The following is a 14,672-nucleotide window of genomic DNA, read 5'->3' on the forward strand; positions in this document are numbered from 1 at the left end:
GCCTCTCAGGGGAAGGGATGGGGGTCGTAGGGGGCGCTGCGGTGCTCCTGCGGGGTGCCGCGCAGCGCGGCGGTGAGCCGGGGCAGTCCGGCGAGGCGCTGCTGGGCGTGGCCGAAGCACATCGGGAGGATCCCGGGGACGACCGCCTTGACCACGGCCAGGCCGAGGTCGGTGTGGTCGCGGGTGGACTGGTCGACCAGGACGACCCGGTCCAGGCCGGCGTCCGCGAACCGGGCCCGTACGAAGTCCAGCGCGCCCCGTACGGTGCCGCCGGCGGCCCGCACCAGGCGGTCCGGCCAGTCCGGGAAGGCCTCCTGGAGCGTGACCCGGGGGCCGCCGAGGACGGTCGTGAGCCGGGGCAGGGTCTCGGGCCGGTTGTAGAGGTCGACGTGGTCCTCCAGCAGGTCCACCTGCCAGGGGTCGGCGACCATGGCCGCACCCGCCTCGGGGTCGGCCGGGGGCCGGGTGCACATCTGCGTGAGCTCCCACAGCGCGGCGCGCACCGCGGACTGCGGGTCGGCGCCCGAGCCGGCGGCGGACCAGCTGGCCGGGTGGCCGCCGGTCCGGTTGACGGCCATGGCCCACACCACCGGGATGTCGATGTCCTGGGTGGCGACCAGCAGGTGGGCGTCGTAGCCGTGGATGTCGATGGTGTCGAGGAGCCGGCGCGAGAGCGGGTCGGTCAGGCTCGCCGGGTCGATGGCGGGCAGCGGCTGCGCCCGGTGGAAGGACAGCAGGAAGGCGTCCCGCTCGGCGAGTTCGAGGAGGGAGTGCAGGGCCGCCTCGGTGGGCCCGGAGCCGAGGGCGCAGCCGCTGGAGGAGTCCGGGAAGTGGCTGCGGCGGCGGTCGGCGTGCTGGTCGCGGCGGGCGCCGTGGCGGTCGTGGCGGTGCAGGTACTCGTAGCGGTAGAAGCCGACTTCGGCGGGGACGAGGACCGGCTCGCCCGTGTCGAGGTCGTGGCCCCACACCCAGTCCATGGGGGTGTCGGGGGTGCTCGGGATGACGCGGGACAGGGGGTGGGCGAGCTGCTCCTCGGTGTAGGTGCCGAGGGTGACCGGGTCGAGGGCGCGGTCGGCGACCTCCCGGTGGGAGAGGCCGGTGAGGACCTGCCCGTGGTGCGGGAAGCTGCCCATGCGCTCGTAGGCCTCCAGGACCGCGACGGACTCGGCGCGGTCGAAGGTCAGGGCCCGGCCGTAGCCGTACGCGGGCGACTCGGGCAGCACCGCGTTGCTCATCGCGTACGGGGCGTCGAGGTCGCGCATGACCTGGAGGACCGGGCCGAAGCGCGGGTCGACCAGGCGGCGGCGCAGCGCCCCCGGGGCCAGCAGCGCGTCGCCGCCGGTGCCGCGGACCGGGTCGCCGGGCGAGGCGGCCGGGTCGTCGAGCACCAGCCGGGGCGGCCGGGCCGCCGGGTCGGGCGCGCCGGCGGGCCCTGCGCAGACGGGGCAGTTGAAGGTGCGCACGATCCGGTGGCGGGAGACGCCGGAAGCGCCCACCGCGAGGAGCTCACCGGGGGCGAGGGGGTGCTCGGCGAGGGCGTCCAGGGCGGCGGCGAGCGCTTCCGCGAGGAAGGGCCGCGGCGGGCGGGCGCCGCGCACGGGCTGGTCGATCCGGTCGGCCAGCGGGTGGTCGACGGCGATCCGGGCCCGCGTCTCGGCGCAGCCGGGGCAGCCGGAGTCGGTGCCGGGCACCCGCAGGGGGCCGACCTGGGCCTCGTTGCCGGCGATCCGGACGGACAGGTAGGGCCGTCCGTCCTCGTCGGCCCGCCGGTACAGGTCGCGCTCGCGGTCGAGGTCCCAGCCGGAGTGCAGGGTGACGGAGCCCTCGGCCAGGCCGGCCGTACGGGCGTACCGGCCGAGGAGCCCGGCCAGATCGGGCAGCCCTGCCGGGCCGGCGGCGCCGGGGCCCGCCGGAACGGCCGGAGCCGGAACGGCCGGCACGGCCGCGGCCGTGGGGGCGGGGGCGGGGGCGGTCGTCATGCCAGGGCCTCCTTCGGCAGGGCCTCGGCGACGGAGTCCGCGGCCGGACGGCCCGTCACGGTGCCGAACCACAGCGGGGTCCCGCCCGCGACCGGGTCGGCGGCGCGTGCCCCGGCCGGGGTGATCCACAGCCGGGTCCGCTCGGCCAGCGCGGCCAGCGCCGCGTCGTCGACGTGCAGCAGCGCGGTGGTGTCGGGGCCGGCGGCGACGAGCTCGCGCCCGCGGATCCGGCGGGTCTGGACGCGGGTCAGCGCGGTGCTGAGGCCGGCGGTGACCGCGCCGGCGCGGTCGGGACCCCAGGCGGAGGCCACGTCCTCGCCGGTGGCGCGGTCGTGGACCACGGCCAGCGGCCACTCCACGCCCGGCACCGCGAGCAGGCTCAGCCCCACGGTCAGGAACTCGTGGTCCTCCAGGGTGCGCCAGAGCACCTGGGCGGCCTTGTCGAGGTCCTCGAACGCGGGGGCGTCACCGGTGGGTTCGGCCCGGTCGGCGAGCAGCCGCAGGGTGCCGTCGAGCAGCCAGCGGTCCTCGGTGGTGCCGGCGGCGGCGACGGCCTCCGGGCCGGGACGCTGCTGGGCGCGCAGGGCGGCCAGCGCGGCGGCCACCGACGAGGAGCGCTGGTCGGCGCCCCAGGCGGCGACGGAGCCGGCGGTGCCGTCCCGGTGCTCGGCCTCGGCGACGCCCAGCGGCAGCTGCGGCAGGTTCTCGGGGGTGACCAGCGCGAACGGGCCGGTCCACTGGGCGGCGACGGCCTGGACGCGGGCCACGGCCTCGTCCAGGTCGGCGGCCGGGCCGGCCGGGGGCAGCGGTGCCAGGTCGACGCGGGAGGCGTTCAGTTCGGCGCCGTGGACCACGTACGCGCTCTCGCCGGCGGCTCCGGCGGTACCGGTCAGCACCCGGTAGGCCAGCTGCCCGGCGAGGGCGCCGGCCAGCGCTCCGGCCGCCGCGCCCAGCGGGGCGGCGCCGGGGGCGTCGGCCCAGTGGCCGACGCGGGCGGCCACGGCCCGCGCCCGGCCGGGGTCGCCGGACTCCTGCGGGCCGACCAGGTGGAAGCGCTCGTCCTGGCGGACCGGGAGGACCGCGCAGTCCGCCGGAAGCAGCGCGGCCTGCGCGGCCACCGCCGCGTCGAGCAGCTCGCCCGGGGCGAAGACGACGGCCGCGTCCGCGGCCACCTCGACGCCGCCGGCCGTCAGCGGCAGCAGCTCGGCGCCCAGCCGCTCGGCCGTGTCGGCGACGGCGGCGGCGTCCGCGTCCGGTACGGCGAGCACGAGGCGGCCGGCGCCGGACCGTGCGAGCCCGCGGGCGGCGGGCAGCACGAAGGCGGCCGGGCCGCAGAGCAGCACGGTGGCGGCGCGCAGCCGCGCGAAGGCCGCGTACGGGTCGTCGTGCAGCGTCTCCAGGTCGGCGAGGACGTCGCGGTGGCGCTCACGGGTCGCGGCGTCGGGTTCCGGGACGCTGAGGGCGTCCAGGTCGAGGAGCAGGCCCTGGCGGCTGAAGGTGTTCAGCAGCATGGCCACCACGGGCCGGGCGGCCTCATTGCCGAGGGCGGCGACGAGGGAGTCCTCGGTGGCGCCGTCCTCCAGCAGCGGGACGCACACGTCGGCCACCTTGAACAGCGCCGCCGGCCCGCGCACGACGAACGACGTGCCCTCGGCTCCGAAGTAGACGCCGTCCCGCACCGGTGCGTAGTGCAGGGCCGGGCGCAGTCTCATCCGCATGATCGCTCTCCCTGGTCCTTGAAGTGCCGGTGCCGTTCGGGTGCCCGGTCGTCGGTGGGCCCGTCGCCGGGCCGGGTGTAGGTGAACCGTCCGCCGGACGGCCTGCTGATCTCGACCGCCCACTCGTAGGCGTGCGGAGACGCGCCCGCGGCGGGCAGGGCCTCTTCCACGAAGCCGCTGCCGTCGCGCTCGAGGAAGCGCGGCAGCACGCGGCCGAGCAGTGCGCTGGTGAGGTCGACGTACTGCGGTTTGCGCTGCTTGGCGGAGGACCCTCCGGAACCGGCTGCGGCGTTGCCGGCGGCGGCGGGCTTGAGGACGACCTCGGCCGGCACCCCGTGGCGGGCGCGCCAGCGCGTCAGCGCCAGCATCCGGTCGGCCTCGCCGGGCCCCTGCCGGACGGCCTGCTCGAAGTCCTCGCCCGGGTACCAGCGGCGGCGCTGGAGGACGACGGAGCCGGCGAGCAGCCGGGGCGTGGCCGGCTCGGTGGGCACTCCGCCGGGGCCGGGGCCGCCGAGGCCGCCGGGCATGCCCAGGTCGGGCAGCAGCCGGCCGCCCATGACCAGCCAGTTGGCGAGCCGCAGCGGGGGCGGCAGCAGCTCGGGGTGTCCCGTGCCGAGGGTGAGGACGTGCAGCGGGCGGCCGTCGGCGTCCTCGACGTACAGCCGTTCGCGGTCCGGGTCGTGGACGAGCCTCAGCCCGTACCAGTCGTCGGCGCGCAGCCGCCGGTCGAGGACGGGCGCGTGGGCGTTGACGCTGACCCCGTGCAGGCCGCGGTCCTCGGCGAGGACGGTGCCGTGCGCGCCGTGCCGCTCCTGGAGGCGCCGGCGCAGCCGCGGCAGGGCCTGCCCGCCGAGTTCGGCGTCGTGCCCGAGGAAGCGGCCGTAGAGCATGCCGTGGCCGGGGTAGGAGTCGTTGACCACCAGCCGCTCGCCGGCCGGCTGGACCAGGACGCTGTAGGCGACGGCGTCCCGGCGGAACCGGTCGGGCAGCGGCGCGGCCAGCTCCGCGAGCCACTCGGCGTCCCACACCACCTCGGTGTCGGCCCGGCGGCCCGCGAGGTCGGCGCGGAGTTCGCCGAGCAGCCGGGTGCGCAGGACGCGCAGCCCGGTCAGGCTCCCGCTGCCGGACACCACCCGCTCGTTGACCGCGCGCACCAGGTCGCGGGCGTGGTCGGTGAGGTTCACGGAGGCACCGCGGCCGTGGCGCTCGACGAACACGTCGGTGAGCACGGCGCGGATGTCGTGGAGCCGGTCGAAGGCGGACAGGAACTCCATGGCGTGCGCGAGGTCGTTCAGCTGCCGGTCCAGGCTGCCGGTGTCGACCTCGGCCGGGGCCAGGAGGTAGTTCTCGGAGACGGGCAGGACCGCCGGGCGGCGGGCCTGCGCGGTCAGCTCCGCGGTGAGCGCGTCGATGCCGCGCAGGGCGTCGGCGCGCTCGGCGTGGCCGGCGCCGGCGAGCCCGGACAGGGCGGCCCGCAGTCCTTCGTGGCGCGGGGACTCGGCGAGCGGGTCGGCGTCGCAGTCCTCCGGGCCGTCGGTCGTGCACAGCAGTCCGGCGTTCAGGGAGCCGAGGACGACGCCCAGGGCCTGCTCGGGGGTGGTGCCGAGGGCACGGGCGACATCGCCGGCGATCGCGCCGGCGGTACGGGGGCCCATGTCCGTGGCGTTGAGGAGCCGCCGCAGGGGTTCGGTGAGGGCGGTCGACAGCAGCCGGGTGGCGTCGTCGCCCGCCTTCACGAAGGAGATCCGGTCCGGGCCGGGGCCCGGGGAGAGGCTGGGGGACTGCCGGACCCAGGTGCCGGGGCCCGGCGGGGTGGCGGGGTCGGCGGTACGGGCGACGTAGCCGAGCATCGCCTGGTCGAGGTGCGGGAAGGAGCGGGCCCCGGTGAAGGACACCTCGTCGGGGCGGGCGGCGCCGGGCGAGGGGACCGCCAGCCCGACCGCCGTGAAGCGGGCGAGCGGGCTGGTGCGCATCATGGCGCGGGTCACGTACTGGAGCAGCCCGCGCTCGGACTTGGCGGCGCGGGACAGGGTGCCCTCGCGGTAGCCGACGGCCGCCCGGTGCACCTCGGGGGCCAGCAGCGCCAGCGAGCGCAGCAGGTCCTCGTCCCCGAGGAGGCCGGAGAGGGTGCCGCGCTCGCGGGCCAGGGCCCGGGGGTGTTCCTCGGCCGCCTCGGCGAGGAGGCCGTCGCGCAGGACGCGCAGCTCCAGCCAGGCCAGGAACTCGGCGGGGGCCGGGTCCGGCAGCCTGGCCGGGACCTTGTCGTTGTGCACGGCCCGGCGTACGGCGACCAGGGCGGCCCGCTCGTCGGCGGGGGCCGCGCCGATGCGCTCGTACAGGGCGTCGGTGCAGGCGGTGGCCCGCACGGCCAGCTCGGCCTCGACGCGGGCCAGTTCGTCGAGGACGCCGGCCAGGGCCGGGTCGGCGAGCCGGGTGCGGCGCAGGGGGTTGATCCGCAGCATCCAGACGGGCTCGGTCCGCTCCGCCGGGGGGCGCCCCGGGGTGTCGGCGGAGGCGCTCACCGGGGTGTCCTCCCCGGCGGTGGCCTGCGCGGCGGCCGGCTCTGCGGTCCCGTCCCACGGGGCGGTCGCGACGGCGCTCACCGGGGTGTCCTCCCCGGCGGTGGCCTGCGCGGCGGCGTCCCGCAGGACGGTCGGCGGGCGTTCTTCTGTGACGGTCACCGGAAGTCCTTCCGGATCCGGTGCGTGCGCGCCGCGACGCACAGCAGCAGTCCGCCGACGACCCAGGCGCCCAGCACGAGGGCGACCCGGCCGAGTTCCCAGCTGTGCGCGGGCTCCAGGGCGGCCATGTCGTCGGGCAGCAGCGCCGCCCGCATGCCCTGGGCCATCCACTTCAGCGGGAAGAGCGCGCCGATGCGCTGCACCGTGTCGGGCAGCCCGGAGAAGGAGTAGTAGACCCCGGAGACGAACTGGAGCAGGACGAACGGGAACTGGACGGCGGCGGTGATGGTGCGCCGGTCGGTGATCAGCGAGCCCACCGCGATGCCCAGCAGGGCGGTGGCGGCGGAGCCGAGGAGGAACACCCACGCCAGGGTGGCCCAGCGGCCGGCCGTGTCGGGCAGCCGGAAGTCGAACACGACCACGGCCAGGGCCAGTACGGCGACGGACTGGAGCAGCGCCAGGACGAGGACCAGCACGGTCTTGGCCAGGAAGTAGCCGCCCGTCGCGAACGGGGTGCCGCGCAGCCGCTTCAGCGAGCCGTCGCCGCTCTCCAGGGCGATGCCGGTGGCGAGGACGCCGAACGCGGCGGACATGACGCCGGAGGCGAGGACGCCCGCGACGACCACGTCGTGCATGGAGACGGTGTGGTCGCCGGCCTTCATCGTGAAGATCGAGCCGAAGAGCAGCATCAGGACCACGGGCAGCGCCATGTTCATGGCCACCGCGGTGCGGTTGCGGAAGAAGACCCGCAGTTCGGCGCGGGCGCGCAGGACGCCGGTGCGGAAGACGCCCGGCAGCGGACCGCGGGCGGCCACGGTGCCGATCGGCGCCTTCGCGGGGGCCTTCGCCGGGGCCTCGGCGGTGGCGGCGGCGCTCTCGGCGTCGAGGGTCGGGGTGGGCGTCATCGGGTCCTGCTCCTTTCGTGCGTGTCGTCGCCGCCGCGGTGGCGGCCGGCGTCCTCGATGAGCCGCAGGTAGCGGCTCTCCAGGGAGGGGCGGCGGATCTCCAGTCCGGGCACGTCGGTGCCCAGGCGGGCGCGCAGGTCCTCCAGGACGGGTCCGACCTCGGCGGTGGTGACGGTGCGGGTGCGGCCGTCCTCGCGCCAGGACACCTCGGTCCCGGCGTCGCCGCCGCCCAGTTCCGCGGGGGGCGCGACCTCCCGTACGCGGCCGCCGGCGAGGACCGCCACGCGGTCCGCGAGCCGTTCGGCCTCGTCGAGGTAGTGGGTGGTGAGGAGCACGGTGGTGCCCTCGTCGCGCAGCCGCTCGATCATGGCCCAGCAGTCGCGGCGGGCCTGCGGGTCGAGGCCGGTGGTCGGCTCGTCGAGGAACAGCAGCTCGGGGCGGCCCACGACCGCGAGGGCCAGGTCCAGCCGGCGGCGCTGGCCGCCGGAGAGGGAGCCGAGGAGGGCCTTGGGGCGGCCGGCGAGGTCCACGAGCTCCAGCGCGTCCCGGACGGGGAGCGGGTCGGAGTAGCACAGGCCGATCTGCTCGACGAGTTCACCGACCCGCCAGCCCTCGTGGTCGGTGCCGCTCTGCTGGACGATGCCGATGCGGTTGCGCCAGGCGCGCCCGGCCTGGCCGGGGTCCTCGCCGAGGACGCTGACGGAGCCGCCGGAGCGGCGCCGGAAGCCCTCCAGGATCTCGATGGTGGTCGTCTTGCCGGCGCCGTTGGGGCCGAGCACGCCGAACACCTCGCCGCGGCGGACCTCCAGGTCCACGGATTCGACGGCGACGTGGGCGCCGTACGCCTTGTGCAGGCCGGAGGTCCGGATGGCGAGGTCGCCGTCGTCCCCGGCGGTCCCCGTGGCCGGGCCGGCCGTGGGCAGGCTGAGCGTGCTCACGCCGCCTTCCTCTCCGCTGCGCGCCGCAGCCGCTCGCGCCAGTTCTCCCCGTACACCTCGTCGACCGTCTCGGCGATGGCGAAGCACAGGTAGTAGCGCTGGATGGGTGTCACGCCGAGCAGGGGGAGCCGGCTGTAGAACAGGTTGATGAGGAGCCGGTACGAGGCGAACCAGGACGGGGTCCGGTCCGCGACCCGGCTCTCGGCGACGGTCGCGTGGAATTCGCTGCGGCCCTCGCCGACGGGTCCGCGGTGTCCGGGCGGGGCCGTGGACCGGCGGTCCATGACGGGGGCCAGCCCGTCGAGCAGCTCGGCGCTGAGGTCGCCGCGGGCCGCCGCGGTGTCGAAGACCCCCATGCCGTACGCGAACGCCGCGCGGAACTCGGCGGCTTCGGCGCTCTCGGCGCCGTCGCGGGCCCGCTCGACGACCGCGCGCAGCATGGGCGCGTCGGCTTCGCGCCGGCGGGCGAAGGAGGGGCGCGGGTCCTTGACGGAGCCCGCCCAGTGCAGGAAGGCCTCGGCGTGCGAGCGCAGCGAGAACACCCCGTAGGCGGGGCCGCCGGGGTGGGCCGTGCACAGGGCGGTGAACGCCTCGGCGAGGGCCGTCACGGGAACGCCGGCGTCCCGGCCGGCGGCGAGGTCCATCAGCCGGGCCAGGGGGGTGAACATACGGGTGAGTGCCAGGTCGCGGGGGGCTTCCAGGGCGTCGGGCCAGGTGATGCCGGAGTTCCGCTCGAAGAACTCGACGGTGCCGCGCGGGTGCAGCGGGAGGTAGGGGGGCTCCACGCGTTCCAGGCGGCCCAGTTCACGGGCCTGGGCGAGGTACTGCTCCCCGGTCATCGTCTCGGGGAGCTCCTCCAGCCGCCAGTCGATGGAGCCGGCGACGTCCTGCCACGGAATTCCGTCCGGGCCGCGGGCGATGAGTTCGACGTGCGGGCCGTGCTTCCAGCCACGGGCCAGATAGGCCACGGTGGCGTTGTGCTCGATGCGCAGGGACCGCACCACCGGTACCATCACCTGCGAAATCCATGCGGGTCCGATCGGTGATTGCGCATGAAAGCGCAGGCCGATCGTGCGCTCGTTCGGGGCGCCTTCCACGAGTTTCACCTCTCGTTCACCGGAACACCGTGCGGGGGTGCTCCCGGTCCTGGATCCGCTTCAGCAGCAGGACGAGGCCGACGAAGACGAGCAGCACAGCCAGTCACCGCGGGATCCGCCCATCTCAGGGAGGGCCACACCGTCGACGACGTCGAGGACCTCGAGGTCCTCCAGTTCGAAGGAAGCGAAGTCCTCGGCACTCAGCTTGTCCATGCGAATTCCTTTCTCTGAATTTCACGGGTGGGGGCGGGGCAGGCGCCCGCCCGCCGTCTTTCGACGGAGGGCGGGGCGCCTTGCTCGGACGTGCTTGCGGCGTACTGCCGTCGTCAGCTCAGCAGCAGGACGAGGAGGACGACGAGGAGCAGCACAGCCAGTCACCGCTGGAGGCGCCGACCTCGGGGAGGGCCGCACCCTCGGCGACGTCGAGGACCTCGATCTCCTCGAGCTCGAAGGAAGCGAAGTCCTCGGTACCCAGGTTCTTGTCCATGTGAATTCCCTTTCAGGTTTTCCGTTTGCCTGGCCGGTCGGCCTGACGAGAAGAATCATTGCTCGCCCGAATCGACTTCCGGAAGACCTCAAGGGCTTCCCCTGACACAGGTCATGGCGCCCCGTTACATTCGTCACGGGGCGCCTTTACGGGTACGCGCGCGCGATTCCCTGATTGCTTTCCCGGCGTCCGGAATGACAAATGTCACGACCTCACGTGATCCATGTCAGTGCTTCTCCCGGAAACCTTGTCCGGGCGCCCCCACCCGGCCGAGCATGCGAGGGACTCGGCTTCAGAGGGAACGGAATGGCGGCGTGACCGGACGATCCACTGCGCAAGGGCACTACGTCTCCCGGATCCTCGGCGTACTCGCCCGGGACCCCCGGCGGGCGCGCATCCGGGGCGGGGCCGGCACCCTCGACGGGGCCGCGCTCGTCCGCTCCGTGCAGCGGGCCCACGAGGCGCTGCGCGCCGCGGGCGCCGGGCCGGGCGCCATGGTCGGGATCCTCACCGGCCCCAACCACCCGCTGACGTTCACCGCGCGGTACGCGGCCCACCTCCTGGGCGCCGGCGTGATGTACGTGCGGTCGGTGAACCCCGGCTCGGACCTGCCGCTGCCGGCCGCCGAACAGGCCGGGCTCCTCGCGGAATGCGGGGTCTCGGTCCTCGTGACGGACGCGGACCACGCCGCGCGCGGTGCCGAACTGGCCCGTCTGCTCCCGCGGCCGACGGCCGTCGCCGTGCTCGACGACCCCGGTGCCGGAGGGGGCGGCGAGGCCCCGGACGGGCCTGCCCCGCAGGCCCCCGACTGCGCGGTGGTCACCTACACCAGCGGCAGCAGCGGCCGCCCCAAGGGCGTGCGGCAGTCCTTCGCCGCCTGGAACCGGCTCGTTCTCGACGACGCCGGCTCCCTCGCGGGAGGGCCGCCGGAGCGGATGCTGATCGTCACCCCGACCAGCCACACCGTCGCCGTCATGGCCGACGTGGTCCTGGCCTCCGGCGGCTCCCTCGTCGTCCACGACGGCTTCGACGCCGCCGGGGTGCTGGGGGCCCTGGCCGCCGAGCGGATCACCCGCGTCTACCTGACCGTCCCGCAGCTGTACCGGCTGCTGGACCACCCGGACACCGCCGGCACGGACCTGTCCGCGCTGCGCCAGCTCATCTACAGCGGCTGCGTGGCCTCCCCGGCCCGGCTGGCCTCCGCCGTACGGGTCTTCGGGCCCCGCCTCGTACAGTGCTACGGCTCCACCGAGGCGGGCCGGATCACCCTGCTGGACCAGCTCGACCACTTCGAGCCGGAGCTGCTGCCCAGCGTGGGCCGGCCCTTCCCGGGCGTCGAGGTCCGCGTCTGCGACCCCGACACCGGCCGCGAGGTCCCGCAGGGCGACTGCGGCGAGCTCCAGGTGCGCTCCCCGTACGCGATGGCCGGCTACCAGGGCCTGCCCGCCGAGAGCGCCGCGGCCCTGCTGCCGGACGGCTGGCTGCGGACCGGGGACCTCGGGCGCCGCGACTCCTACGGCTGCTTCCACCTGGTCGACCGCATCGGGCGGGTGATCAAGGCGGGCGGGGTCAAGGTCCGGCCCGCCGAGGTGGAACGCGCCCTGCTCACCCACTCCGCCGTCGCCGACTGCGCGGTGTTCGGCAGGCCCGACGCCGTGACCGGCGAGGCCGTGCACGCCGCCGTGGTGCTGCGCGTCCCCTGCGAGCCGGACGAACTGCGCCGGCACGTCGCCCGGTCCCTCTCCCCCGCCCACGCCCCCGCACGGATCGTGCGGTGGCCCGAACTCCCCCTGACCGAATCCGGAAAGCCCGACCACAGGCGCCTCGCGGGCGCGGCGGTCTCCGGCGCGGCCTCGAACTGACGAAGAAAGCGAGCTGACATCGTGACGACTTCCACGACCCCGACCCTCCTGGCGTCCCCCCAGGCCCACCTGGCGTTCTTCACGGACCGCGCCGCCGCCGCGATCGCGGACGGCAAGCGGGAGTTCCTGGAGCTCGGCCGCCGGGCCGGCCGCTTCCCCAGCGCCTCCACCTCCACCGACCCGGCCGACGGCACGGCCGAGATCAGCGTCTGGTGCAGCAACGACTACCTCGGCATGGGCCAGCAGCCGCAGGTCATGGCGGCCATGCGGGACGCGCTGGAGCGCTTCGGCGCCGGCTCCGGCGGCTCCCGCAACATCGGCGGCACCAACCACGTCCACGTGCAGCTGGAGACCGAACTCGCCGCGCTGCACGGCAAGGAGGCGGCCCTGATCTTCACCTCCGGCTACACCGCCAACGACGGCGCCCTGACGGTGATCGCCGGAGCGGTCCCGGACTGCGTGGTCTTCTCCGACGAGCTGAACCACGCCTCGATCATCGACGGGCTGCGCCACAGCGGCGCCGCGAAGCGCATCTTCCGCCACAACGACGCGGCGCACCTGGAGGAGCTGATCGCGGCCGAGGCGCCGGAGCGGCCGAAGCTGATCGTGCTGGAGTCGGTGTACTCGATGTCCGGCGACGTCGCGCCGATCCGCGAGGTCACCGAGATCGCCCGCCGGTACGGGGCGACGATCTTCCTCGACGAGGTCCACGCGGTCGGCATGTACGGCCCGCGCGGCGCCGGCATAGCGGCCGGCGAGGGGCTGGCCGACGAGATCGACGTGGTCATGGGCACCCTCGGCAAGGGCTTCGGCACCGCCGGCGGCTACATCGCGGGCCCGGCCGCGCTGATCGACGCGGTGCGGACCCTGTCGCGGCCGTTCGTGTTCACCACCTCCCTCCCGCCGGCGGTGGCGGCGGGCGCGCTGGCCGCCGTGCGCCACCTGGCGGGCTCGGACACCGAGCGGACCGCGCTGCACCGCAACGCGAAGCTGCTGCACGGGCTGCTGCGGGAGCGGGGCATCCCGTTCCTGTCGGACGAGTCGCACATCGTGTCGGTGCTGATCGGTGAGGACGCCGCCTGCAAGAAGGCCTCGGCGCTGCTGCTGGAGCGCTACCGGATCTACGTGCAGTCCATCAACGCCCCGAGCGTGAAGACCGGCGAGGAGATCCTGCGCATCGCGCCGGGCGCGCTGCCCGAGCCGGCCGAGGTGGAGAAGTTCGTCGAGGCACTCGACTCGGTCTGGCTCGAACTCGGCCTGCCGCGGACCGGCGCATGAGCTCCCCGTCCTCGTCGGTGGCGTCCGTCCTGGCGGAGTCGGCCGCCCGCAGGCCCGCGCACCCCGCGCTGGTCTTCGGGGACCGCTCGTACTCCTACGCCGAGCTCTGGGACGGCGCCCTGCGGTACGCGGCCGCGCTGCGCGCCCGGGGCCTGGGCGCCGGGGACCGGGTCGCGCTGCTGCTGCCCAACAGCCCGGCGTTCCCGATGGCCTACTACGGAACCCTCGCGCTGGGCTGCACGGCCGTACCGGTCCACGAGCACTCCCGGGCGCCCGAGATCGCCCACGTGCTGCGGGACTCGGGCGCCGTGGCGCTGGTCTGCGCGGCCTCCCTGCTGCCCGGGGCGGCCCCCGTCGCCCGGGCGGCGGGGGTGGCGCTGCTCGGCGTGCACGACGGGGACGGCGACGCGGACGGGAACGGGCACGGGCACCGGCACGGGCACGAGGACGGAAACGGGAACGGGCACGAGGACGAGGACGGGGACGGGGACGGGCACGAGGACGGGCCGGGCGGCGGAGCCGTCGGCGCGGAGGGAGCGCCCTGGCTCGACCGGGAGGCGGACCGGGTGCGGCCGCTCGCCGGTCCGGTCCCCCGGACCCCCGAGGACATCGCCGTCGTCCTGTACACCTCCGGGACCACGGGCGCCCCCAAGGGGGTGATGCTCACGCACCACAGCGTGCTCATGAACATCACGACCACCGCCCGCACCCCCTTCGCCTTCGACGGGGACGACGTCCTCCTCGGCACGCTGCCGCTGTCCCACACCTTCGGCCAGATCTGCGGGATGGGGGTGTGCTTCCACACCGGCGCCACCCTGGTGCTGATGTCCCGCTTCTGCGGCACGCGCGCCCTGGAGCTCATGGCAGCCCACGGCTGCACGGTCGTCATGGGCGTGCCCACGATGTACCTGGCCCTGCTGGACGCCGCCGAGCGCGACCCGCGCCGGCCCCCGCTGGAGCGCGCCTACTCCGGCGGCTCCTCGCTCCCCCCGGCGGTGCTGCGGCGCGTCGAGGAGGTGCTGGGGGCTCCCGTCTACGAGGGGTACGGGCTCACCGAGACCTCCCCCAGCGTCAGCTACAACCAGCCGGGCCTGGAGCGCCGGCCCGGCACGGTGGGCCTGCCGATCCCCGGCGTCGAGGTCGGCATCGCCGACCCGGACGAGGCGCGGAGGATCCGGCTGCTGCCCGGGGGCGAGCGCGGGGAGATCGTCGTACGCGGGCACGGGCTGATGGCCGGCTACCTGAACCGCCCCGAGGCCACCGCCGAGGTGCTGGTCGACGGCTGGCTGCGCACCGGGGACATCGGGGTGCGGGAGGAGGACGGCTACCTGCGCGTCCTGGACCGCAAGAAGGACGTGGTCATCCGGGGCGGCTACAACGTCTATCCGCGCGAGGTGGAGGAAGTCCTCCTCGGCCACCCGGCGGTGGCGCAGGCCGCGGTGGTCGGCGTCCCGCACGAGCGGCTCGGCGAGGAGGTCTGCGCGGTGCTGCGGACCGTGCCCGGCGTCCGGGCGGACCCGGGCCTGGCGGAGGAGATCACCCTCTGGTGCGGGGAGCGGCTGGCCCGCTACAAATACCCGCGCCGGATCGCGTTCACCGAGGCCTACCCCGTCGGGCCCACGGGGAAGATCCTGAAGGCCGAACTGGCCGGATTCTTCCGGTAGACCGCCGCAACCGGTCGACGGGGAAGGGCCGGTTCACCCGCTGCGAGAAGATGTAAGACCCAC

The 14,672-nt window shown here is 75.4% G+C and carries 11 protein-coding genes; 3 read left to right on the forward strand and 8 right to left on the reverse strand.

What is annotated here, in order from left to right; all coding sequences use genetic code 11:
- Window positions 1-5 precede the first annotated feature (5 nt).
- From AB0469_RS04935 to AB0469_RS04970, 8 genes are all read right to left on the reverse strand, one after another.
- Window positions 6-1,979 (reverse strand): TOMM precursor leader peptide-binding protein, encoded by a 1,974-nt coding sequence (locus tag AB0469_RS04935; RefSeq protein ID WP_366449899.1) that lies wholly within the window; start codon window positions 1,977-1,979, stop codon window positions 6-8.
- The gene (locus AB0469_RS04940) at window positions 1,976-3,697 is read right to left on the reverse strand and encodes a hypothetical protein (protein ID WP_366449900.1); all 1,722 of its coding nucleotides are present in this window, start codon (window positions 3,695-3,697) and stop codon (window positions 1,976-1,978) included. The genes AB0469_RS04935 and AB0469_RS04940 overlap by 4 nt, the downstream gene beginning before the upstream one ends.
- Entirely contained in the window at window positions 3,688-6,378 is a 2,691-nt protein-coding gene (locus AB0469_RS04945) for a hypothetical protein (RefSeq protein WP_366449901.1), read from the reverse strand. Before AB0469_RS04945 ends, AB0469_RS04940 begins: the two co-directional genes overlap by 10 nt.
- Window positions 6,375-7,283, reverse strand: a complete 909-nt coding sequence (locus AB0469_RS04950) for an ABC transporter permease (protein WP_366449902.1) — start codon at window positions 7,281-7,283, stop codon at window positions 6,375-6,377. The genes AB0469_RS04945 and AB0469_RS04950 overlap by 4 nt, the downstream gene beginning before the upstream one ends.
- Complete coding sequence (locus tag AB0469_RS04955; RefSeq protein WP_366449903.1) at window positions 7,280-8,221, reverse strand: ABC transporter ATP-binding protein; 942 nt, start codon at window positions 8,219-8,221, stop codon at window positions 7,280-7,282. The genes AB0469_RS04950 and AB0469_RS04955 overlap by 4 nt, the downstream gene beginning before the upstream one ends.
- Window positions 8,218-9,237 (reverse strand): hypothetical protein, encoded by a 1,020-nt coding sequence (locus AB0469_RS04960; protein WP_366449905.1) that lies wholly within the window; start codon window positions 9,235-9,237, stop codon window positions 8,218-8,220. The genes AB0469_RS04955 and AB0469_RS04960 overlap by 4 nt, the downstream gene beginning before the upstream one ends.
- Before the next feature lie 141 nt (window positions 9,238-9,378).
- Window positions 9,379-9,531, reverse strand: coding sequence for a thiazolylpeptide-type bacteriocin (locus AB0469_RS04965; RefSeq protein ID WP_362054226.1), 153 nt, complete (start codon window positions 9,529-9,531; stop codon window positions 9,379-9,381).
- A gap of 118 nt (window positions 9,532-9,649) precedes the next feature.
- Window positions 9,650-9,805 carry a thiazolylpeptide-type bacteriocin gene (locus AB0469_RS04970; protein ID WP_358891363.1) on the reverse strand — a complete coding sequence of 52 codons (156 nt, stop codon included), beginning with the start codon at window positions 9,803-9,805 and terminating at the stop codon, window positions 9,650-9,652.
- 314 nt (window positions 9,806-10,119) lie between these two features.
- Between AB0469_RS04970 and AB0469_RS04975 the strand changes: the two genes are divergently transcribed.
- The 3 genes from AB0469_RS04975 (at window position 10,120) to AB0469_RS04985 (ending at window position 14,609) form a co-directional block, all read left to right on the forward strand.
- Window positions 10,120-11,667 (forward strand): AMP-binding protein, encoded by a 1,548-nt coding sequence (locus AB0469_RS04975; RefSeq protein WP_366449906.1) that lies wholly within the window; start codon window positions 10,120-10,122, stop codon window positions 11,665-11,667.
- A gap of 69 nt (window positions 11,668-11,736) precedes the next feature.
- Window positions 11,737-12,945, forward strand: coding sequence for a 5-aminolevulinate synthase (gene hemA / locus AB0469_RS04980; protein ID WP_366449948.1), 1,209 nt, complete (start codon window positions 11,737-11,739; stop codon window positions 12,943-12,945).
- Entirely contained in the window at window positions 12,942-14,609 is a 1,668-nt protein-coding gene (locus tag AB0469_RS04985; RefSeq protein ID WP_366449907.1) for an AMP-binding protein, read from the forward strand. Before hemA ends, AB0469_RS04985 begins: the two co-directional genes overlap by 4 nt.
- Window positions 14,610-14,672 lie beyond the last annotated feature (63 nt).

The organism is Streptomyces sp. NPDC093801 (assembly GCF_040701585.1).
Classification (GTDB): Bacteria; Actinomycetota; Actinomycetes; order Streptomycetales; family Streptomycetaceae; genus Streptomyces.